General features: G+C 52.6%; 21 protein-coding genes. 8 read left to right on the top strand and 13 right to left on the bottom strand.

Annotation, left to right across the window (positions count from 1 at the left end):
• Nucleotides 1–3: 3 nt before the first annotated feature.
• From sufC to ldtE, 5 genes are all read left to right on the top strand, one after another.
• A complete protein-coding gene (sufC, locus tag NA330_RS02055; RefSeq protein WP_000948904.1) occupies nt 4–750 on the top strand; it encodes a Fe-S cluster assembly ATPase SufC in 747 nt (248 codons plus the stop codon).
• A complete protein-coding gene (gene sufD, locus NA330_RS02050; protein WP_023241970.1) occupies nt 725–1,996 on the top strand; it encodes a Fe-S cluster assembly protein SufD in 1,272 nt (423 codons plus the stop codon). The genes sufC and sufD overlap by 26 nt, the downstream gene beginning before the upstream one ends.
• Entirely contained in the window at nt 1,993–3,213 is a 1,221-nt protein-coding gene (gene sufS / locus NA330_RS02045) for a cysteine desulfurase SufS (protein ID WP_000143859.1), read from the top strand. The genes sufD and sufS overlap by 4 nt, the downstream gene beginning before the upstream one ends.
• A 12-nt stretch (nt 3,214–3,225) precedes the next feature.
• A complete protein-coding gene (sufE, locus tag NA330_RS02040) occupies nt 3,226–3,642 on the top strand; it encodes a cysteine desulfuration protein SufE (RefSeq protein WP_023241969.1) in 417 nt (138 codons plus the stop codon).
• Nucleotides 3,643–3,796: 154 nt separating this feature from the next.
• Nucleotides 3,797–4,798 (top strand): L,D-transpeptidase LdtE, encoded by a 1,002-nt coding sequence (gene ldtE, locus NA330_RS02035; RefSeq protein WP_000817059.1) that lies wholly within the window; start codon nt 3,797–3,799, stop codon nt 4,796–4,798.
• A 66-nt stretch (nt 4,799–4,864) separates the two neighbouring features.
• Here the strand turns inward: ldtE and NA330_RS02030 are convergent, their stop codons facing one another.
• The 11 genes from NA330_RS02030 to ttrB form a co-directional block, all read right to left on the bottom strand.
• A complete protein-coding gene (locus NA330_RS02030) occupies nt 4,865–5,104 on the bottom strand; it encodes a major outer membrane lipoprotein (protein WP_001082326.1) in 240 nt (79 codons plus the stop codon).
• Nucleotides 5,105–5,186: 82 nt separating this feature from the next.
• Nucleotides 5,187–5,423 carry a murein lipoprotein Lpp gene (gene lpp / locus NA330_RS02025; protein WP_001082307.1) on the bottom strand — a complete coding sequence of 79 codons (237 nt, stop codon included), beginning with the start codon at nt 5,421–5,423 and terminating at the stop codon, nt 5,187–5,189.
• Between the two features lie 310 nt (nt 5,424–5,733).
• On the bottom strand, nt 5,734–7,146 hold the full coding sequence (gene pykF, locus NA330_RS02020; protein WP_000751447.1) for a pyruvate kinase PykF: 1,413 nt from the start codon (nt 7,144–7,146) through the stop codon (nt 5,734–5,736).
• Nucleotides 7,147–7,153: 7 nt separating this feature from the next.
• Nucleotides 7,154–7,384, bottom strand: a complete 231-nt coding sequence (gene ynhH / locus NA330_RS02015) for a protein YnhH (RefSeq protein WP_418143684.1) — start codon at nt 7,382–7,384, stop codon at nt 7,154–7,156.
• 163 nt (nt 7,385–7,547) lie between these two features.
• Complete coding sequence (locus NA330_RS02010; protein ID WP_000756093.1) at nt 7,548–8,891, bottom strand: APC family permease; 1,344 nt, start codon at nt 8,889–8,891, stop codon at nt 7,548–7,550.
• A 21-nt stretch (nt 8,892–8,912) separates the two neighbouring features.
• Complete coding sequence (locus NA330_RS02005) at nt 8,913–9,806, bottom strand: proline iminopeptidase-family hydrolase (protein WP_001000506.1); 894 nt, start codon at nt 9,804–9,806, stop codon at nt 8,913–8,915.
• Between the two features lie 58 nt (nt 9,807–9,864).
• Entirely contained in the window at nt 9,865–10,602 is a 738-nt protein-coding gene (locus tag NA330_RS02000; protein ID WP_000697187.1) for a glutamine amidotransferase, read from the bottom strand.
• 11 nt (nt 10,603–10,613) lie between these two features.
• On the bottom strand, nt 10,614–11,840 hold the full coding sequence (locus tag NA330_RS01995) for a PfkB family carbohydrate kinase (RefSeq protein WP_023241967.1): 1,227 nt from the start codon (nt 11,838–11,840) through the stop codon (nt 10,614–10,616).
• Between the two features lie 322 nt (nt 11,841–12,162).
• Complete coding sequence (ttrA, locus tag NA330_RS01990; protein WP_023241966.1) at nt 12,163–15,225, bottom strand: tetrathionate reductase subunit TtrA; 3,063 nt, start codon at nt 15,223–15,225, stop codon at nt 12,163–12,165.
• The gene (gene ttrC / locus NA330_RS01985; RefSeq protein ID WP_023241965.1) at nt 15,218–16,240 is read right to left on the bottom strand and encodes a tetrathionate reductase subunit TtrC; all 1,023 of its coding nucleotides are present in this window, start codon (nt 16,238–16,240) and stop codon (nt 15,218–15,220) included. The genes ttrA and ttrC overlap by 8 nt, the downstream gene beginning before the upstream one ends.
• Nucleotides 16,241–16,975: a tetrathionate reductase subunit TtrB gene (ttrB, locus tag NA330_RS01980; protein ID WP_001523928.1), complete on the bottom strand. Its 735-nt coding sequence runs from the start codon at nt 16,973–16,975 to the stop codon at nt 16,241–16,243.
• Between the two features lie 181 nt (nt 16,976–17,156).
• Between ttrB and ttrS the strand changes: the two genes are divergently transcribed.
• From ttrS to fumD, 3 genes are all read left to right on the top strand, one after another.
• Nucleotides 17,157–18,935, top strand: a complete 1,779-nt coding sequence (ttrS, locus tag NA330_RS01975) for a tetrathionate respiration histidine kinase TtrS (protein ID WP_077943773.1) — start codon at nt 17,157–17,159, stop codon at nt 18,933–18,935.
• The gene (ttrR, locus tag NA330_RS01970) at nt 18,910–19,530 is read left to right on the top strand and encodes a tetrathionate respiration response regulator TtrR (protein WP_023241961.1); all 621 of its coding nucleotides are present in this window, start codon (nt 18,910–18,912) and stop codon (nt 19,528–19,530) included. Before ttrS ends, ttrR begins: the two co-directional genes overlap by 26 nt.
• A 97-nt stretch (nt 19,531–19,627) precedes the next feature.
• A complete protein-coding gene (fumD, locus tag NA330_RS01965) occupies nt 19,628–19,840 on the top strand; it encodes a fumarate hydratase FumD (RefSeq protein ID WP_000165779.1) in 213 nt (70 codons plus the stop codon).
• A 109-nt stretch (nt 19,841–19,949) separates the two neighbouring features.
• On the opposite strand, the gene mlrB is transcribed toward fumD, so the two are convergent.
• Both mlrB and NA330_RS01955 read right to left on the bottom strand, forming a co-directional pair.
• Nucleotides 19,950–20,909: a transcriptional regulator MlrB gene (mlrB, locus tag NA330_RS01960; RefSeq protein WP_001060717.1), complete on the bottom strand. Its 960-nt coding sequence runs from the start codon at nt 20,907–20,909 to the stop codon at nt 19,950–19,952.
• Nucleotides 20,910–21,080: 171 nt separating this feature from the next.
• Complete coding sequence (locus NA330_RS01955; RefSeq protein ID WP_000122320.1) at nt 21,081–21,809, bottom strand: MerR family transcriptional regulator; 729 nt, start codon at nt 21,807–21,809, stop codon at nt 21,081–21,083.
• Between the last annotated feature and the right edge of the window lie 156 nt (nt 21,810–21,965).

Genomic DNA, 21,965 nt, shown 5'->3' with positions numbered 1-21,965 from the left:
ACCATGTTAAGCATTAAAGATTTACAGGTCAGTGTGGAAGAAAAAGCGATTTTGCGTGGCCTGAATCTGGAGATTCGCCCCGGCGAAGTTCATGCCATTATGGGGCCGAACGGTTCCGGGAAAAGCACGCTCTCCGCCACTCTGGCGGGACGTGAAGATTATGAGGTCACCGGCGGCTCGGTTACGTTCAAAGGTAAAGATCTGCTTGAACTGTCGCCGGAGGAACGGGCGGGCGAAGGGATTTTTATGGCCTTCCAGTACCCGGTAGAAATCCCCGGTGTCAGTAACCAGTTTTTCCTGCAAACCGCGCTGAATGCCGTGCGCGCCTACCGCGGGCAGACGTCGTTGGATCGCTTTGATTTTCAGGATCTGATGGAAGAAAAGATCGCATTGCTGAAAATGCCGGAAGATTTACTGACCCGTTCGGTAAACGTCGGTTTTTCCGGCGGGGAGAAAAAGCGCAATGATATTTTGCAAATGGCGGTGCTGGAGCCGGAACTGTGCATCCTTGATGAGTCTGACTCCGGACTGGATATCGATGCGTTGAAAATTGTGGCGGAAGGCGTCAACGCGTTACGCGACGATAAACGCGCTTTTATTATCGTGACCCACTATCAGCGCATACTGGACTACATCAAGCCTGATTACGTCCATGTCCTCTATCAGGGGCGAATTGTCCGATCCGGCGATTTTACTCTGGTCAAACAACTGGAGGAGCAGGGTTATGGCTGGCTTACCGAACAGCAGTAAAGCGCTACAGCAATGGCAGCATCTCTTTGAAGAAAAAGGAGAAAGTCGACCTGAGCAGGCAAGACAACATTTACAACAGATGTTACGTCTGGGATTGCCGACGCGTAAACATGAAGACTGGAAATACACGCCGCTGGAGGGCTTAACCCATAGCCAGTTTATCCAGCAGTGTGCGACTATCAGCGCCGCACAGCGTGATGCGCTGGCGCTGCAAATCGATGCCGTGCGGCTGGTGTTTGTCGATGGTCGGTTTATGCCAGAGCTCAGTGATAGCACGCAAAACAGCGGATTTGACGTTAGCGTCAGGGATGAGCGCCAGACGCTTGCCGCGCCGGTACATCCCGAGGTTTTTCTGCATCTGACGGAAAGCCTGGCGCAATGTGTCACGTATATACAGGTACGGCGAAATCAGCGTCCGACCAGGCCGCTACTGTTAATGCATATCACGCAGGGCGTGGATGGCGACGAGCTGAATACCGCGCATTATCGCCACCATCTGGCGCTGGCGGAAGGCGCGGAAGCGACGGTTATTGAGCATTATGTCAGCCTTACAGCGGCAAAACATTTTACCGGCGCGCGTCTGACGATGAACGTTGCAGACAATGCGCAACTGCATCATATCAAACTGGCGTTTGAAAATGCGTCCAGCTATCACTTTGCGCATAACGATCTTCTGCTGGCGACAGACGCCTCGGCGTTTAGCCACAGTTTTCTGCTGGGCGCCGCAGTACTACGCCACCACAGCAGCTCACAACTGAATGGTGAAAACGCGACGCTTCGACTGAATAGTCTGGCGATGCCGGTGAAAAATGAAGTCTGCGATACGCGGACATGGCTGGAACATAACAAAGGCTACTGTAACAGCCGCCAGTTGCACAAGACCATCGTCAGCGACAAAGGACGCGCGGTCTTTAATGGCCTGATTAACGTGGCGCAACACGCCATTAAAACCGACGGCCAGATGACCAATAATAACCTGTTGTTGGGGAAACTGGCTGAAGTCGATACCAAACCGCAATTAGAGATCTATGCCGATGACGTGAAGTGCAGCCACGGCGCGACGATCGGGCGTATTGACGATGAGCAGATGTTTTATCTGCAATCACGCGGCATCAGGCAGCAGGAGGCGCGGCACATGATTCTTTACGCGTTTGCCGCAGAGTTAACGGAAGCTATCCATGATAGCGCCCTTAAACAGCAGGTGCTGGCGCGAATCGGCCAGCGACTGCCCGGAGGCCTGGTATGACATTTCCTGTAGAAAAAGTACGGGCGGATTTTCCCATACTGCAGCGTGAAGTTAACGGCCTGCCGCTGGCTTACCTGGACAGCGCAGCCAGCGCTCAAAAACCTAATCAGGTGATTGATGCTGAATCTGCCTTCTACCGTCACGGCTATGCTGCGGTACATCGGGGTATCCATACGTTAAGCGCGCAGGCGACCGAAAGCATGGAGAATGTGCGTAAGCAGGCGTCGCGGTTTATTAACGCCCGCTCCGCAGAAGAACTGGTGTTCGTGCGCGGTACGACGGAGGGCATTAACCTTGTCGCCAACAGTTGGGGAACGGAAAATATTCGCGCCGGGGATAACATTATCATCAGCGAGATGGAGCATCACGCCAACATCGTTCCCTGGCAGATGCTGTGCGAGCGCAAAGGCGCTGAACTGCGCGTGATCCCATTGCATCCTGACGGTACGCTGCGGCTGGAGACCTTAGCTGCGCTGTTCGATGACCGGACCCGACTGCTGGCCATTACCCATGTTTCCAATGTGCTGGGGACGGAAAACCCACTGCCGGACATGATTGCGCTGGCGCGCCAGCATGGGGCGAAAGTGCTGGTGGATGGCGCCCAGGCCGTGATGCACCATGCTGTTGACGTCCAGGCGCTGGACTGCGATTTTTACGTTTTCTCCGGCCATAAACTTTACGGGCCGACCGGCATCGGTATTCTGTATGTTAAAGAGGCGTTGCTGCAAGAAATGCCGCCGTGGGAAGGGGGCGGGTCGATGATCTCGACCGTCAGCCTGACGCAGGGAACGACATGGGCGAAAGCGCCCTGGCGTTTTGAGGCGGGAACGCCGAATACTGGCGGCATCATCGGTCTCGGCGCGGCAATTGACTATGTGACGTCGCTGGGACTGGATAAGATTGGCGATTATGAGCAGATGCTGATGCGCTATGCGCTGGAGCAACTGGCGCAGGTGCCTGATATCACGCTGTATGGTCCGGCACAGCGGTTGGGCGTCATCGCGTTTAATCTGGGTAAACACCATGCTTACGACGTCGGCAGCTTTCTTGATAATTACGGCATCGCGGTACGAACGGGGCATCACTGCGCGATGCCGCTCATGGCCTGGTATGGCGTGCCGGCAATGTGCCGGGCTTCGCTGGCGATGTATAACACCCATGAAGAAGTGGACCGACTGGTGGCAGGATTAACGCGTATCCACCGCTTATTGGGATAACAGTGAGGTTTTATGGCTGCGCTACCGGATAAAGAAAAATTGCTGCGTAACTTTACGCGTTGCGCTAATTGGGAAGAGAAATATTTATATATTATTGAGTTGGGGCAGCGCCTGGCGGAGTTAAATCCGCAGGATCGCAATGCGCAAAATACGATTCATGGTTGTCAGAGCCAGGTGTGGATCGTGATGCGGCGAAACGCCAACGGCATTATCGAATTGCAGGGCGACAGCGACGCGGCGATCGTTAAAGGTCTTATGGCGGTGGTATTTATTTTGTACCACCAGATGACGGCGCAGGATATTGTGCATTTTGATGTCCGGCCATGGTTCGAAAAAATGGCGCTTACACAGCACCTCACGCCTTCTCGTTCTCAGGGGCTGGAAGCAATGATTCGCGCAATTCGCGCTAAGGCCGCCACTCTTAGCTAAACTGTACAGACAGCGTTCTACCTGATGTCAAATCCTTTGTCGGACGGCGACGTCGCTTTATCCAGAGTGGACAGAGCGTATATTTTGTTGTTCTGATAAGCGAAGCGCTACCAGTCGTCGCAGAGGGCATCACCAGGAATACAGGAGGTTTGGTATGAAACGTGCGTCTTTCATTACGCTAACTATTATCGGCGCGTATAGCGCGTTACAGGCAGCCTGGGCGGTTGATTATCCATTACCGCCCGAAGGCAGCCGTCTTATTGGTCAGAATCAAACCTATACCGTACAGGAAGGTGATAAAAACCTGCAGGCTATCGCCCGGCGTTTTGATACGGCGGCGATGCTCATTCTTGAAGCGAACAATACGATTGCGCCGGTGCCTAAGCCCGGTACGCTAATTACCATTCCCTCGCAGATGTTATTGCCGGATGCGCCCAGGGAAGGCGTTATCGTCAACCTCGCGGAGCTACGGTTGTATTATTATCCGCCGGGAGAAAACCGCGTTCAGGTATATCCCATCGGCATCGGTTTGCAGGGACTGGAAACTCCCGTCATGGACACCCGGATAGGGCAAAAGATCCCCAACCCGACGTGGACGCCGACGGCGGGCATACGCCAACGTTCGCTTGAGCGGGGGATCACGCTGCCGCCGGTGATCCCTGCCGGGCCAAATAACCCGCTGGGACGCTATGCGCTGCGTCTGGCGCACGGTAATGGGGAATATCTCATTCATGGCACCAGCGCGCCGGATAGCGTGGGTCTGCGCGTGAGTTCCGGTTGCATTCGCATGAACGCGCCGGACATCAAAGCGTTATTTGCGCAGGTCAGAACGGGGACGCCGGTAAAAGTGATTAACCAGCCGGTGAAATTCTCTGTCGAGCCGAATGGCATTCGTTATGTAGAGGTACACAGGCCGCTATCGCCGGAAGAAGAGCAAAACGTGCAGACGATGCCCTACGTGTTGCCTGCGGAATTTACCGCATTCAGAAACGCGCAAGGGGTGGATAGCCGCCTGGTCGATAAGGCGCTATACCGGCGAGCCGGGTATCCAGTCAGCGTGAGCGCCGGGCAGACGCCAGCGGTAAATACGACCGCAGTCGAATCCGCTCAGAATGGTTTTGTCGGGGAAGAGGGGCAAACGCGCGCGACGCAGTAGCCTTCGCAGCAAACGACGGACAAAAAAATGGCGCACGATGTGCGCCATTTTATATTGTGCGTCAAATTATTTACAGATGCGGAATACTTTGTTGTCCAGACGCTGGTTCGCGCGAGCGGCGTCGTCTTTAGCAGCCTGAACGTCGGAACGCATTGCATTTACGTCATTACTCAGTTGATCAACTTTAGCGCTCAGCGTCTGTACATCGGAAGACAACTGATCGATTTTAGCGTTGCTGGAACAACCTGCCAGTAACGTGGAACCCAGAACTACTGCACCTAAGATCAGTTTGTTAGTGCGGTTCATAACAATAACCTTATATTTTGTGTGGTTATATAGGTAAAAAAAATGGCGCACGATGTGCGCCATTTTTATTACGCAGGTACTATTACTTACGGTATTTAGTAGCCTGGTTGTCCAGACGCTGGTTAGCGCGAGCTGCGTCGTCTTTAGCAGCCTGAACGTCGGAACGCATTGCGTTCACGTCGTTGCTCAGCTGGTCAACTTTAGCGTTCAGAGTCTGAACGTCAGAAGACAGCTGATCGATTTTAGCGTTGCTGGAGCAACCAGCCAGCAGAGTAGAACCCAGGATTACCGCGCCCAGTACCAGTTTAGTACGATTCATTATTAATACCCTCTAGATTGAGTTAATCTCCATGTAGCGTTACAAGTATTACACAAACTTTTTTATGTTGAGAATATTTTTTTGATGGGAATGCACTTATTTTTGATCGTTCGCTCAAAGAAGCATCGAAATGCATGAAAGTCCCTAAAAAACCGAAAGAAAACAGGGGGCTTCCATCGGATTCTTCTTAGATAATCCGCAATTAGATAGTAAAATCCGATTTGATTTTTTTATTAATAGTGGCTATCGATTAAATAAAAAAAGCGCCGGAAGGGCGCTTTTTTAAACAAATTAATTCACACAACAATTATTACAGTACGTGAACAGAGGCGGTGTTAGTGGTGCCGCTTGGAACCAGCGCGCCGGAGACCATCACTACGACGTCGCCTTTCTGGGCGAGTCCGCTTTGCAGGGCGACATCTTTGCCCAGACGGTAGAAATCATCAGTAGAATTGATTTCTTTCACCAGCTGCGATACCACGCCTTTGCTCAGTACTAACTGGCGGGCGGTCACTTCATTGGTGGTCAATGCCAGGATGGTGGCGTCCGGGAAGTATTTACGCACGGCGCGAGCGGATTTACCGCCCTGGGTCGCTACCACGATCAGCGGCGCTTCCAGTTTTTCGGCGGTTTCTACCGCGCCGCGGCATACTGCTTCCGTAATGCGCAGTTTACGGCTGTCGTTGTTGTAGTCCAGACGGCTGTTCATGACGCGGTCGGTACGTTCGCAGATGGTCGCCATGATAGAAACGGCTTCCAGCGGGTATTTCCCTTTGGCGGATTCGCCGGACAGCATAACCGCATCCGTACCGTCGAGGATGGCGTTCGCAACGTCGCCTGCTTCTGCGCGGGTCGGACGCGGGTTTTTGATCATAGAATCCAGCATCTGAGTCGCGGTGATCACGACTTTACGTGCGCGGATACATTTTTCGATCATCATTTTCTGCGCAAAGATCACTTCTTCAACCGGGATTTCTACGCCCAGGTCGCCACGCGCAACCATGATGCCGTCGGAAGCTTCGAGAATTTCATCGAAGTTGTTCAGGCCTTCCTGGTTTTCGATCTTAGAGATAATCTGGATGTTTTCGCCGCCGTGGGCTTTCAGATGCTCGCGAATTTCGACAACGTCAGAACGTTTACGGATAAAGGAGGCCGCAACAAAGTCAACGCCCTGTTCGCAACCGAAGATCAGGTCCTGTTTGTCTTTTTCAGCCAGCGCCGGCAGAGCAATAGAAACGCCCGGCAGGTTAACGCCTTTGTTCTCGCCCAGATCGCCGTTGTTCAGCACCTTACAAATGACTTTATTGCCTTCGATGGCGGTCACTTCCATACCGATCAGACCATCGTCAACCAGGACGGTGTTGCCAACGCTCAGGTCGCTGGTGAAGCCTTCATAGGTGACGGCAACGATTTCATTATTACCGACCACGGATTTGTCGGTGGTAAAAGTAAAGGTTTGGCCCGCTTTCAGCGAAACGTCGTTACCGCCCTCCAGTTTAATGGTGCGGATTTCTGGTCCTTTAGTATCAAGCAGAATAGCGGCTTTTTTACCGGTTTTGCTCATCACGTTGCGCAAGTTCTGGATACGCTGACCGTGTTCTGCATAATCGCCATGAGAGAAGTTCAGACGCATGACGTTCATGCCCGCGTCCAGCATTTTGCTTAACATCTCTTCGGATTCGGTTTTCGGACCGATAGTACAAACAATTTTCGTCTTTTTCATGACAGTCTTAGTCTTTAAGTTGAGGAGGATATGGAAATCTGGCTTCGGGCGCGCACGGCCCGGAAGCTAAGCCTGTGTTGCTAAAGTGATGATGCCTCGCTCTAAGGATAGGTGACATCGAAAGAGCGTGCAGAGGAATGTGTGCTCGCGTTTCAGCCCAACGGGAAGGGGATAATTTTAGTCGTTGAGTTTTACAGTCCAATGCGCTGAAACCATTCAAGAGACAATTGGCGCGCATTATACGCTGAAATTTACAAAAAAGGAAAATGAAAACCCTGTTTCAAAAGACATCTGTGCAGATCCACAACGGTTTGTTATTACGCTGTTTACGATGTCGCTGGCGATGACGCCGCCCGAACAGGGGCGGCGTTGCGCAACAATGGGTGTTGTTGCGCATAATGTCAATCGAGCAACTTTTTGCCTTCCAGGTCGATGGCGATGTTTTGGTTGTGTGCTTTTCGATAGCACAGAATCGCTATCCCGATCGCCGCCCAGCTAATTCCGAGTATCAGAGCGTGAATGTTCATGTTTAAACAGACGTAGCCGATGACGATCATCCCCATGATCGGCGAAATGACATGGGCGAAAATGCGCCGCTGGGCTTTCATCCGGAAATTGAACAGGATAAACACACACAGGTTCACGACAAAAAAAGCGAAAAGCGCGCCAAAGTTCACCAGCGTGGAGATAGATTCAATCTTGCCGGAAAACAGGTAGCTGAGCAGCAGGGTGACGCCGCCGGTAAACAGAATGGCATAATCCGGCGTTTTACGCGTGGTATGGACGTGAGCGAGGAAGGCGGGCAACATTCGGTCGCGCCCCATTGAAAATAACACTCTGGACACCGCCGTTTGCGCGGTAATAATGTTGCCGACGGCGCACACAAACGCCACAATGATGGAAAATGCCACTTTGAGCCAGATACCGCCAACGTTGCCGGCAATGGTGAAAAATGCTTCATTCGTCGCATTGCCTTCCGCGAAGCGGTCGACATTACCGGTGGCGAACGCCGCAAACGCCACAACGATAATAAACAGTACCGTCGCCAAAACTAACGCCAACAGCGTTGCTTTACTGACGGCGCGTCCCCCGCCTTCGCTTTCTTCACTTAATGTACTGATAGCGTCAAAGCCGAGAAAGTTCAGCGCAGCCACCGAAATCGCCGTCGCGATGAGCCCAGGGGTGAACCACTGTGAATCGAAAAAAGGCCGGAAGGAAAGCGTTATCTGACTACTGTCCAGCATCATCAGACGGACAATGAGTAGCACGAAAATCGCCAGAATACCGAGTTGAATAAAGACCAGTAACTTATCGAATTTCGCCGTTTGCTGTATCCCGAGATAGTTGACTCCGGTGCCAATAGCCACATAAATCAACGGCCAGACCCAGACCGGGATTTGCGGTAAAATAGCGTGGACCGCGACGCCGCCCAGCACCGCCACGAGCGTAGGGAACAAAAGATAATCCAGCAGTAATATCCATCCGGTCAGAAACCCTACGGCGGGATTAATGCATACGCCAGCATACGCATAGGCCGAACCCGACGAGGAGATATGTTGCGATAAGGTAGAGTAGCTGTACGCGGTAAAAAACATCGCGATCGCGCCAATAATATAAACCAGCGCAACCATACCGTGCGAAAGATTATAAACGACGCCATAAAGAGAGACTGGCGCGATAGGCACCATAAACACCAGACCATAAAGCACTAAATCGGTAAGAGACAATTTTTTGACTTTTTTCATGATAAATACCTTAATGGCTTTTTATGCCAGATCGCGTAAAAACGCGCTTACCGCTGCGAGGCAGGGCGCGATATTTTCTTCATGCGGGTTATGGCTGCTGCCGGGAATAGTGACCGCGCGGCAGTCTGAAATGTGAGAGAGAAGCGGAGAGACGACGCGCTCGGTTGCCTGATCGTTTTCGCCGCGTAGTACCAGAACAGGACAGCGTATCTGGCACAAATGGGGCGTAATATCCCAGTCGGCAAGTTTGCCATTTGCCGCCAGTTCATTGGTTCCCCATAAAATGTGATAACCCGTAGGGTCGGCGGCGAACTGCGCATTAGAGCGCTGAACATGAACGGCTTCTTCTGCGAGGGTATAAACGTGTCTGGCATAATAAGCGACCAGCTGTTCCGGTGGGTTTTGATAAATGACGGCGGGCATAATGACGTTTTTGATATCGTCATCGGACATTGGCGTCAGAGCGTTAAAGAGCCGTATGGCTTCCTGTTGCCACAGGGCGATACTGGCCGGCGAACTGGCCAGTATCGTCCCGCGAAGCCCGGCAGGCTGTAAGCAGGCGTGCTCTGCGGCAAGCATTCCGCCCCAGGAATGTCCCAGTATCGAATACCCTTGTCCGATACCCAGGTGATTAATTAATTGGGTTAATTGACGGAGATAACGCGCAATAGTCCAGAAAGACGCGTCGGCATGAGGAAAATGCGTTGAACGACCGCAGCCATATTGATCGTAAAATATTACCATGCGCCCGTCATCAGCCAGATGGCGATAATTTAATAAATAATCAAAGCCGCCAGAAGGGCCGCCGTGAAGGATAATGAGCGGCGTGAGTAATGATTTTCTGTCTCCATAAATCCGATAGCTTGTCAATATGTTTTCAGAAAACATTTCGCCATAGAGATAAGTATCATTCATATTCTTAATGACTCAGTGTGTGGCAGGGCAGGCGAAATTTATATTCGCCTGGGTAATATTATTTTTTTATTGTGTGTAAAACATTACACCAGAAGGTGGCGTAATGTTCCCATTGCAGAAACTGCGGGCTTCCCCAGTGCGGTGAACAATCACTGGCAAAGCAACATACTTTCCCTTTATGGTAAGTACCCATAACTAACAGTGGATCACCATTAATTTCAGCAAGGACCTGACTATTTTCTTTGGCGATAAGCTTGTTATAGCCCAATAGCGGCGGCCATTCGCTAAATGGCTGGGTAATAACATGCTCTACCGCAGTATTTACTGCTTTACATCCTTGCGGTAGTTCTACGCGGTCATCTACATCCAGCATATCAACCGGCAATACCTCCGCCAGAACCGTATTTTTATAATTGGCTTTTGCTTCTATTCCCGTAAAGGATAAATACCCGCCGATCATCAACAGACCGCCGCCCTCAGCAACATAATCGGCGATAAGTTGTAATGCATCAGGAATAATGTCCATATTATAAAACGTTCTGTTTTGTAGCAGGAACGTATTGCTACCGATATCACTGATGACGATCGCATCATAGCAGGCTAATGCTTCGGCGGTTTGTGGAAAACGAGTTTGCACAATATGGGCAGGCATGTAGTCTACATCGATATTACCCTGACGTAAGCAGGATAATAAATAGTCTGCGCCTTCTTCGTATTTGCTCGATGTAAAGCTATCAAAACCTTTAGAGTGAATCATATGAATGTGCCAGGATTCGCCAATAAATAAAATTTTCATTATGTCACCTGTTAATTAATGTTAATGACTTTATTAGATTGGGTACGCATTCGATGTAAAACCTGCAAGTGCTGAGGCATACTCGACGCACCGACTTGTTCCACCGCCAGAGAAGCGAAAGCGGAGGCATATTGAATGGCTGCGACCATATCTGCTTGTCGCGCCAGCGCGGCGGCTAAGGCGCCATTAAAAGCGTCACCGGCCCCAGCGGCATCTTTTACCACGGCGCTCCACGCAGGAATATACAACGTGCGGGCGTGCTCACAGAGCAGAGAGCCACGGGCGCCAAGGGTAATGATGACTTTTTTCACCCCGGATTGCAGAATAATATTTCCGGCTTTTTTCGCATCATTAATATCAGTAATGGTTACGCCGGATAAAAAAGAGGCTTCAGTTTCATTCGGCGTGATGATGTCAATATCAGATAATAAATGCGTCACCTGTTTCGTATAGGGGGCAGGATTCAGCATGATCATTTTATTTTCTTGTTTTCCCAGGCGAATAAATTCAGTCAACGCTTCAATGTTCGTTTCGAGCTGCATTAACATAACGTCAGACTCGGCGATATAACGGTGTTGCTCGTTAATCTCTTGCGTGGTGAGCATCATATTGGCGCCAGGGTAGATGGCGATAATATTATCGCCATCCACGGCGGAGACATAGATCAATGCGCTACCGGTGGGCGCTTTATCTGTTTGATACGCGCTGTATGAGGCGATACCTGATTGAATAATATGATTCATAGCAAATGCGCTGAACTGATCTTTGCCCACTTTAAAAATAAAATGTGCCGCAGCGCCGGCATTGTTCGCCGCTAAAGCCTGGTTGGCTCCTTTACCGCCAGGATAGAATCCAAATTGACTGGCCAGAATGGATTCTCCGCTTTGTGGAAACCACGGCACGGTTGCTGAAACATCAATATTGAATGAGCCTAAAACACACACCTTGCCTGCTTTTTTTGTGTTTTCCCGGCACAGTTTTGCATCCTGATGGATTGGCGTGGCGATAGTGCTGGAGATATCAATCTTATTTTCAGTGATAAGCTTACTCAGCGCGTCACGGTTTAAAATCCCTCCGCCATAGCAACGCTGAAGCATACCTGATTTCTGGAAATAGCGTAGATCGGAACGAATAGTCTCCTGGCTAACCTTATAAAGGTCTGAAAGTTTACTGACGCTAACACTATTATCCTTTATCAGTAAATTAATGATGGCATGACGTCTTTCTTCTTTAAACATATTGCCTCCGGGTAGTGAGTTGAATTGTATTTATGGCAATGTTGTCATGCGGTGAATTCAATCACAGATTATGCGGTCAACCGGAAGTAACCCCAAATGAATGTCAATAATCAGAAGCGCAGTCAATGTGTTAAATATTAATTGCTTACAGAAGGGGAAAATAGTTTTGTGAGTGTTGTCATATATTTTCTATGTAATATGACGGGGTGAACGTAAAATAGTTGGGCTTGCACGATTCAGTGAGTATATGCAGCCGGACAGCGTTCGCTTATCAGTCGCTACCCTCGACGAAATAAGACGATATCGCTCTCCGGCCCGGGGGTTATATACGCTCGATTTTTGCCGGCAGCCCCTGACGTACTGCCGCGCCAGAAACCCAGTCGAGCCAAGTGTTGGTAATGGTTCTTGTCGGATCAGCAAAGCCCAGATCGTTAAGATTTATGCCTGCCCTGATTTGTGGATCATACGGCATAGGCACGCCATCCAGAGAGTGCTGCGTTGCGCCCATCTCGCGGTGGCCATATCCGTGTTCGATGGCGATGACGCCTGGCATCACGCCATTTAACAAACTGATTTGCGCCACGACCTGACCGCCCGGCGTAATGATCCGTACCCGATCGCCATGTTGCAGTCCATAACGCTCGCCGTCTTGCGGATTCAGCGCCACCAGGTTTGCTGGCTTCACATGGTGTAAGCGCGGGATGACGGCTGTTGAGCTGGACATGGTATTTGATTTAAATGAAATCAGTTTCAGCGGCCATTGCCCAATGGGAAACTGGTCGTCAATCGCACGACCATCTGACAAACGCGCCGGATACCAGACCGGGCAACCGCTGAAACGCTCCCCGGTGATGGCGTGACGGTGGGCGGCAACATCTGCATTCCAGATCTGTAAGGGTTTTTTCCACGCGTTACCTAACCGTTGCTCCGTATAGCCGCTATCCTCGGGCGCAAACCGGCCGCCACGCGAGTAGATAAACGCCACGCGACCGACCTCATCAGCTTTAAGCGTGTGCTGAATTGCTGGCAGAATGCGGCTGACGCCGGTAAGCGAAATATCTTCCTGATTTGCCAGCGCGACCGGCGTCTTGCCCATAAAGGCGATATTAGCGGCTACGCGCAGATAGAAATCTTCCGCCCGGTTCAGTGGAAAAGTATTGCCCTGCGGATCGGTTATCGCCCGGTCGCCGAAGCCGGGCAGACGAAGCCGTTTTGCTACCGCAATACAAAATGCTTCCATTGAGACAGGTTGCCCGTCCGCCGTGCGGTGAGTGGCGGGGGCGACAACCGGCCAGCGGGCGGTAGTGGCTTTACTGGCTACGCCGCCCCAGGGCGCCGTAAAGCCCCAGCTCTCAAAATTATGTGTATCCGGCACAATGTAATCCGCCAGCGCCGTCGTTTCATTCATAAAGGCGTCAATCGCGATAAAGAGCGGCAGTCGGCGAGGGTCTTTTAGCTTTTCTTCCGCCACGGCGCGTAGACCGGGAACACCGTAAAACGGGTTGCTCATATTGGAAATCCAGGCTTTAAGCGGATAAGGATAGCCTTCGAGCGCGGAGGTCAACAGTTCGGTAAGCTGGCCTGCCACAAAGGGATACCACGGCGCTTTGGCTGGATAAGGGGATTGCCCGCCGGCAATTTTGTCGCGGTATTCTTCCGATGCTTCATAAGCGGTTTTGCTACGGGCAATACTTAACCCTGACGGTTTCACTTTTCCGGCAAAACTGTTCATGTTGTAGCGGGGGCCGTCGCTAGCGCCGTTGAATTTGCCGCCGCCGACAAAGACGCCGCCGGACAAGCTGAGGTTGCCGATCAGCGCGTTAAGCATCATGACCGACCAGGCGTTATAAAACCCATTGCCGGCCATCATGCCGCCGTGACTGATGACCGCAGCTTTACGTCCGTGACTGGTAAAGGTTTCCGCCAGCGCGATAATTTGCGCTTCCGGCACGCCGCACTGTTCGCTGTATTGCGCCAACGAGAGCTTTTCTGCCGCCTCTTTCAGGCGTTGCAACCCGCTCTTCACCGTGACCCGTTGGCCGTCGGCGAGCGTAACGTACTGCGTCACGAAAAGCCGTGCCTGTCGGCAAGTGGATGCATCGACCAACTCGCCGTCGGTATTCAGTACGACAGGGGTCTCTTCGCCATCGGGCGTAAGATGGCGCAGCGTCAGGTGTTGTCCGGCAAGCGTCGGCAGTTCATCCGCAATGACCAGGTGCGTGGCGTTGGTCCAACTTTGCTCGCCGGCCTGCTGCATCGCCTGTACGCCGGGAATCGCCAGATAATCAGCATTATAACGTTGATTATCCATGATCCAGCGGATCATCCCCATTGCCAGCGCCGAATCGCTGCCGGGCATGACCGGTTGCCAGCGACCGCGAGGATCGGCGAGCACCGTTGATAAGGGGAGGGCGGGGGCGACCACGACGTATTGAAAATTCTCACGCAGCCGGGCGCTCGCCAACTGACGCGCCTGGCGTTTAAACGGATTGCCGGACTGTGCCGGGGAGGTGCCCATAAAGAGCGCAAACTCCACGTTTTCCCAGTCGGGTTTGACATGCGGGTTTTTATCCAGATCGCCCATCAGCGCCCCAGAGCCGGCCCGGTAAGCCAGTCCACAGTAGGCGCCATGCGCGCCGAAATTCTTGCTGCCGAAGCTATTTAGCGCAAAACGACGCAGAAACGCATCGCGGCCTTCGTCGCTGGTATTCGTGACCAGTAACTGATTGGTTTTGGGCCCGAAACTGGGGTGCTTTGCGTCAATTGGCGTATCCGGCGCATGAATCGCGCGCAGTCCGTCCACATGACCTTCGCCAAACAGATCGCCGCCTTCCACGACTTCTTCAATAAGCTGCTCAAAGCTGATGCGCTGCCATTTCCCTTCGCCGCGTTTACCCACGCGTTTCATCGGTTCAAGCAGTCGCAGCGGACTGTACAGGCTTTCCAGCAGCGTGGCGCCGCGCGCGCAGGCGGTTGAGCGGGCGTCAAGACCGCTTTCTCCCGCCAGTTGCTCCATGGCTTCGCTAAAAGGGACGGACGAGTCAATCGGGTGTTCCTGCGACAAGGGGTGATAGGGATTGCCGGCGATGCGTATCACTTTGCCATCGGCATTAACCCGGGCGCGGATACCGCACTGTGTCCAACAGCCGAAGCATTGCGTCATGGCGATGGTTTGTTGTGGATTTTGCTGCCAGTGCGTTTGCGCCTGCGCCTCCGGAATTAACGCATTGCCAAAGATGCGGTCGCGCGTTACCTTGCCGGACGTCCCGTTTAACAGGCCATCAATTGCGCGTTTCGCCACATCACGGTAGCTCAGACCAAAAGTGACCATCCCACCGACGGCGAGACCGACTTTTAGCCACTGACGACGGGTTAAATTAGCCATGTTGTAATCTCCTGGTGAGTCCGTTCAGCGTTTCACGAATAATAATCAGTAGCGCTATCCACAGGCCGAAGGTGCCGAGAATAGCCAGCCAGCCATCCGTTCCTCCTGGTAACGAGTAAGGGTTAAATTGCGCGTTGAACTTGGGTACGGTTTGTACCTGAATCAACAATGTCCAGCGCATCAGCCAACATAGCGCCAGCGCGCTCAGAACCAGCAGGACGCGTCTTAGTTGCGATAACGGATGACGTAGCGCCAGGCTACAGAACAGCAGTGTGCATACCCACAGCGCTAGCCAGCCGACAGCGTAATATTTGGCTGACAGGGCGACGGAAATCCACTGACGGATTGCCGTGCCGGAAAGCGTATCGCCGCTGACCCACATGGCCACGACCAGCCCCAGCGCCGCCAGCGTCCAGATTTGTCCCCACAATATTTTTGGCAGCCTTACCGAGTCGCGTCGGGCGGCGACAATCATCAGCGCGAAGAACGCCTGTAAGGCGCTAAGAAACATCGCCACGGGGAAGGCGTAGCTAAACCAGATTGGGCGCGCCAGCACAACGGAGACTTCGCGGCCGGTATAAATCAACAGGCCCACCGCGCAAAGCGCGCTGGCTAACGCCAACCATTTAGTGACGTTGTAACTTTTATTGAATAATCGTTTTATTTGCTGCGCCAGGAACCACAGAGCGAGAAATCCGGTAAACAGCGGCAGGAACAACGCTCCCCAGGGCATCCACGACCAGGGCGTCGGCCAGGCATAGAAATGCCAGACGCGGGCGGTCTGGTGCAGATCCGCCGTCAACGCCAGCGGTGCGGTAATCGCACAGGTAATGGCAATCAGTAATGCCCTATTTTCTTCTGTTGCGGCGTCTTTTTTCCGCCAGTGAAGATAACAGGCAAACAGTGCGGCGCAGGCGGCAATGACAATAAAAAAGAAATATTGTACCGCCCACGGCAGCCAGCTAATGTCCTGCGGGTGAGCCAGCACTTCTTCAATGATGAGTGAATGTGTCATTCAGACCTCCTGCCAAAGCGCGGGCTGTGCACGGCCCATTAATGGGGTGACAAAGGCGTCGTCCAGACCCAGGTAGAAAACATGGGGCGACGTGCCGTTTTCCGGCTTTAATACCTTGATAGCGTCGCGATGTTGATGAAGCATGGTGGCGATGCGACTATGGGGATCTTTGATATCGCCAATAATACGCGCGCCGCCGACGCAGGACTCTACGCAAGCGGGTAACAGCCCGGCTTCCAGACGATGGACGCAAAACGTGCATTTATCGGCAGTTTGCGTTTCATGATTGATAAATCGGGCGTCGTAAGGACACGCCTGGACACAATAGGCGCAGCCGACGCAGCGTTTGTTATCCACCACCACAATGCCGTCTTCCCGCTGAAAGGTGGCTTGTACCGGGCAGACCGGCACACAGGGGGGGTTATCGCAATGGTTGCACAGACGCGGCAACAGCACATTCGTGACTTCCTGACTACCTTCACGCTGGACCTGGTATTGGTTCACGGTCGTACGAAATGCGCCCTGCGGCGTTTGGTTTTCAATAGTGCAACTTACGGTACAGGACTGACAGCCGATACAACGCCGCAGGTCGATAAGCATGGCGTAACGGTGTCGGGGAGAGCCTTCATGCCGCTCCGGCGAAAAAGGAAATTTCGCTTCAGCCAGCGGAACCAGCGAGGCGCCAGCGGTCAGGACGCCGAGCTGCTGGAGAAATTGCCGTTTACTGCTGTCCATATTGACTCCCGTCCACATTGCCAACAATGAAACATTTGTCACGATGTTGGTTCATGTGTAATGAATAAAAAATGTTGATGATTTACAGTGTAAAAATCGAGACGGGGTGCACTCTATTGTGGTTAACCACATACCCGGCTTGTTGTTGATCTAAAACAACATAATTGACAGGGATATTGGGGTGAGAGGTAAAACCGTAAGGCGCCTGGCGGTGTTGGCGGCAGTAGGGCTACTTTGTCATGGCGCGTGGGCAGGGACGTGGAATATCGGTATTCTGGCCATGCGCGGCGAGGCGTCTACGCGCAGCCACTGGCAACCGTTGGCAAAGACATTAAGCCAACAGCTTCCAGGCGAAACCTTTCACATCCAGCCGCTGGATCTGCATCAAATGCAGGAGGCCGTTAACCAGGGAACCGTGCAGTTTGTGATAACCAACCCGGCGCAATTTGTCCAACTGAACAGCCATGCGCCGCTCCGCTGGTTAGCTTCCCTGCGTTCCACGCGCGATGGGAAAGCGGTGAGTAATGTTATTGGCAGCGTGATTTTGACCCGGCGCGATAGCGGCATCACCACGGCGCATGATCTCATCGGTAAGACAGTCGGCGCGATTGATGCTCAGGCGTTTGGCGGCTATTTATTAGGCTATAAAGCGCTCAGCGACGCGGGCTTACGCCCGGAGCGCGATTTTCATCTTCGTTTTACCGGATTTCCTGGCGATGCCTTAGTCTATATGCTGCGCGAAAAAGCGGTGCAGGCGGCAATTGTGCCAGTGTGTCTGTTAGAAAATATGGATCAGGAAGGATTGATTAATAAAAAGGACTTTATCGCGCTGCTTTCCCGACCGACGCCCCTGCCTTGCTTAACCAGTACGCCGTTATATCCTGACTGGTCGTTCGCGGCGCTACCTGCGGTAAGCGATGCGCTGGCGGATCGCGTAACGCGAGCGCTATTCAACGCGCCCGCCGCCGCGTCATTTCACTGGGGCGCGCCAGCGTCGACCAGTCAGGTGGAAGCGTTGCTGCGTGATGTTCGTCAGCACCCTCAGCAGCGTCGACTGTGGCTGGATGTCAAAAGTTGGTTAATCCAGCACCAGCTAATGGTCGGCGGCGTGATTCTGGCGTTCCTGTTGCTCACGCTCAATTATATTTGGGTCATGCTGCTGGTGCGTCGACGTGGAAAGCAACTGGAACGTAATAGCGTAGTTCTTCATCAGCATGAGCGGGCGCTGGAAACCGCCCGGCAAATGAGCGTGTTGGGTGAAATGACCTCCGGGTTTGCCCATGAGCTTAATCAGCCGCTTTCCGCGATTCGACATTATGCCCAGGGGTGCCTGATTCGACTGCGCGCTGCAGATGAACAGCATCCCTTGCTGCCGGCGCTGGAGCAGATTGACCAGCAGGCGCAACGCGGTGCGGATACTCTGCGTAACCTGCGTCACTGGGTCAGCCAGGCGCAGGGCAACCCGGTGCTAACCGAAGCGTGGAAGGCCATAGCCATTCGCGAGGCGATTGATCATGTCTGGCAATTGTTGCGTATGGCGCAACAATTTCCGACAGTGACTCTGCATACCGAGGTTAGCGCTGCGCTGCGCGTAACGCTGCCGTCAGTGCTGCTGGAACAGGTGCTGGCGAATATCATTCTTAATGCGGCTCAGGCGGGCGCCACCCATTTATGGGTCGTTGCTGAACGCACTGAAAACGGCATCAGTATCGCTTTACAGGATAACGCCGGGGGAATCGATGAGGCGCTATTACGTCAGGCGTTTCAGCCGTTTATGACAACCCGCAAAGAGGGGATGGGCTTAGGGCTGGCGATTTGCCAGCGGCTGGTGCGGTATGGGCGGGGCGATATCAACATCAGGAACCAGACCGCGCCGGACGGTCTGTCGGGAACGGTGGTCACGATACATTTCTTACATGAACATGGGGGCAGGGATGGCGACAATTCATCTACTGGATGATGATACGGCGGTCACTAACGCGTGCGCGTTTTTACTGGAAAGTCTGGGATATGACGTAAAATGCTGGACGCAGGGGGCGGATTTTTTGGCGCAGGCCAGTCTGTATCAGGCCGGAGTCGTATTACTGGATATGCGAATGCCGGTACTGGATGGGCAGGGCGTTCATGATGCGTTGCGCCAGTGCGGAAGTACCCTGGCGGTTGTTTTTCTTACCGGGCATGGCGATGTACCGATGGCCGTGGAGCAGATGAAACGCGGCGCCGTCGATTTTCTGCAAAAACCGGTATCGGTAAAACCGCTACAGGCGGCGCTGGAGCGTGCGCTGACGGTTTCATCGGCAGCGGTGACGCGCCGTGAGATTATACTGTGTTACCAGCAGTTGACGCCGAAAGAGCGTGAGCTGGCCAGCCTGGTGGCAAAAGGATTTATGAACCGTGAAATTGCGGAAGCGATGAATATCGCGGTGCGTACCGTAGAGGTGCACCGCGCCAGAGTCATGGAAAAAATGCAGGCCGGTAGCCTGGCGGAACTGATTAGGCGTTTCGAAAAAATGGCCTCGCCAGAGACCAGAATACGAACAACGTATGAGCCATGAATAATAAACCACGTTATTTCTTTGATTTGCATCAAATTTTGTTTAATAGAGAAGACTGTTATATTCTGTTGGTTTGAGCTGGCGACGAGTAAAACGTATGACAAAACCGACAAAAGATGACGAGCTGTACCGTGAGATGTGCCGGGTGGTGGGCAAGGTCGTGCTGGAAATGCGCGATCTGGGGCAGGAGCCTAAATATATTGTTATTGCGGGCGTGTTAAGAACCGCGCTGGCGAATCAACGCATCCAACGTAGCGCGTTAGAAAAACAGGCGATGGAAACCGTGATTAACGCTCTGGCGCGGTCATAGCCGCTATCAGGGTGGAAACAGTCTGTTGGCAATAACGACATCACCTTTGAATTGTCGCGATTGTCACCATGGCGGGCAGGTTGCCCGCCGTTAGCGATGCGCAGGGTTATCAGGTGATGGCTAAGCGCAGCCCTAATGTATCAGGGTACGGCTCAAAATAATTCTGGCTGCGTAGATAGTCATCCGGATGTTCCGCCAGATAGTGCTTCAGCAGCGTTAACGGTGCCAGGATAGGTAGTCGGCCCGCCCGGTAGCCGAGAATCACCTCGCGTAATTCCGCGCGTTGCCTGCTGTTCAACGCGCGGTGAAAATAGCCCTGGATATGCATCAGCACATTGGTGTGATTTTTACGTGAAGCGGGGTGTCGCAGGATAGCCATCAGTTTTTCTCTGTATCGGACAAAGAAGGCATCCAGATCGTCCCACTCATGCAGACGCGCGACGAAAGGGCCAATTTCGCGGTAGCCGGCCTGGTGGTGGGCGAGAAGCTGAAGTTTGTATCGGCTATGAAACGCGAGCAAACTGTGACGACTCAAGCCCTGCGCGCGTAGCGCATTTAATTCATGTAGCGCGAAGATACGTGCGATGAAATTCTCGCGTAGTACCGGATCGTGCAGGCGACCATCTTCCTCTATCGGCAGCCAGGGATATTTGTCCATCATCGCGGCGGTAAACAGCCCCGTGCCAGCTTTGCGGCCCCTGTTACCCTTTTCATCATACAGGCGAACGCGCTCCATTCCGCAACTGGGCGATTTTGCACACACAATAAACCCCGCCAGTTCGCCTATTGTTGGCAGAAACCGATCGGCAAAGGCATTCATTCGCTCGGTGACGTCATCGTGCGGGGCATGGCTATAGCGCATCCGAATGTCGCCACAGGTCGTCTGGATAAGACGCAGCGCAGGGCGGGGCACGGGCAGGCCGATCGCCACCTCCGGGCAGATCGGTTTGTAGGCCACCCACGGTGCCAGAGAGTTCATGACAAAATCCATACGCTTATGTCCGCCATCAAAGCGTACCGCGGCGCCAGTCAGACATCCGCTAATGCCGACTACGGGTTTGTTATTCATGATTCCCCCTTATTGAAAGTACGACGACTGACGCCAATGGCGCAAAATGTTATCTCACGCTGATTTAAAACTTACACAACTTTGTTTTTTTGTCTAAGTTTTCGCGGGGATTTTTTTGATGTAGTTAAATATCAATAAGATAGAATGAGGGGAAGAAATCTATTTCAGCGCTTATAGTGTGATAACCTCCAGCGAAGCGACCACGTTGCGCCACTGGGCAAGCTGTTTTTTCTGCCCGGCAGTGAGCTTTCCGGTGGTCACCAGGAACCATTTTCTCTGGGCGAACAGCTCGGGCGCCAGCACGGCTGGTGGAGAGGGAAGCACATTGAGCCGCAGCTCTTGTCCGGTACGAGTCAACGCTTCCAGCCAGATTTCACAGTGATCCGAGAGATGCCATCCGCTAATAAAGGCATTGTTGCCAGGCGCTTTTCTGTCGCCTTCAAGGCAAAAAGAGGTGTAGGCAATAATGATGCCATCCAATATTTCGCGCAGCGTCATCACGGCGGGAAGATGCGCGGACACTTTGCTGCGCAACGGACGCAATAAATGGGTCACCAATTCTGCGCGGGGATATTCCCGGCCACAGTCATAAATCAACTGCCGCAGCGCGTCAATTCGCCCTTCGTGGAGATGTTGAAGCATCGTCTCCTGAATCGTTATCCAGTTATCGCCCAGGCGAATGACCGGACGCGACAGTAAGGGTTTGACCTGGCTTATCGGTACGCCTTTTCTCACCCAGTCGAGGATGCTAAGCGCTTGTCGAATATCGTCATCGCTGTATAAGCGATGCCCGCCATCAGTACGCTGCGGTTTCAATAAACCATAGCGTCGCTGCCATGCCCTTAGCGTGGCGGCATTGATACCGCATAGTCTGGCAAATTCGCCGATAGAATACGACATGGTAAAGCCCGTTAAATAAGGGGATTCTACTATATCATGATTAAATGAAGACTAAGGTAGTGATAAATGGTGCGGCATACCAGGGCATCCGTATGGATTTTGTCGATGATGAGCAATACTGCGTGGCGTAAGGCTCATCAAAATATGACCAATGCT

The sequence above is a fragment of the Salmonella sp. NW722 genome, assembly GCF_051702785.1.
Taxonomy (GTDB): domain Bacteria; phylum Pseudomonadota; class Gammaproteobacteria; order Enterobacterales; family Enterobacteriaceae; genus Salmonella; species Salmonella enterica.
The sequence above is the reverse complement of the archived record's forward strand: the minus strand, read 5'-3'. Positions and strand labels throughout refer to the sequence as shown.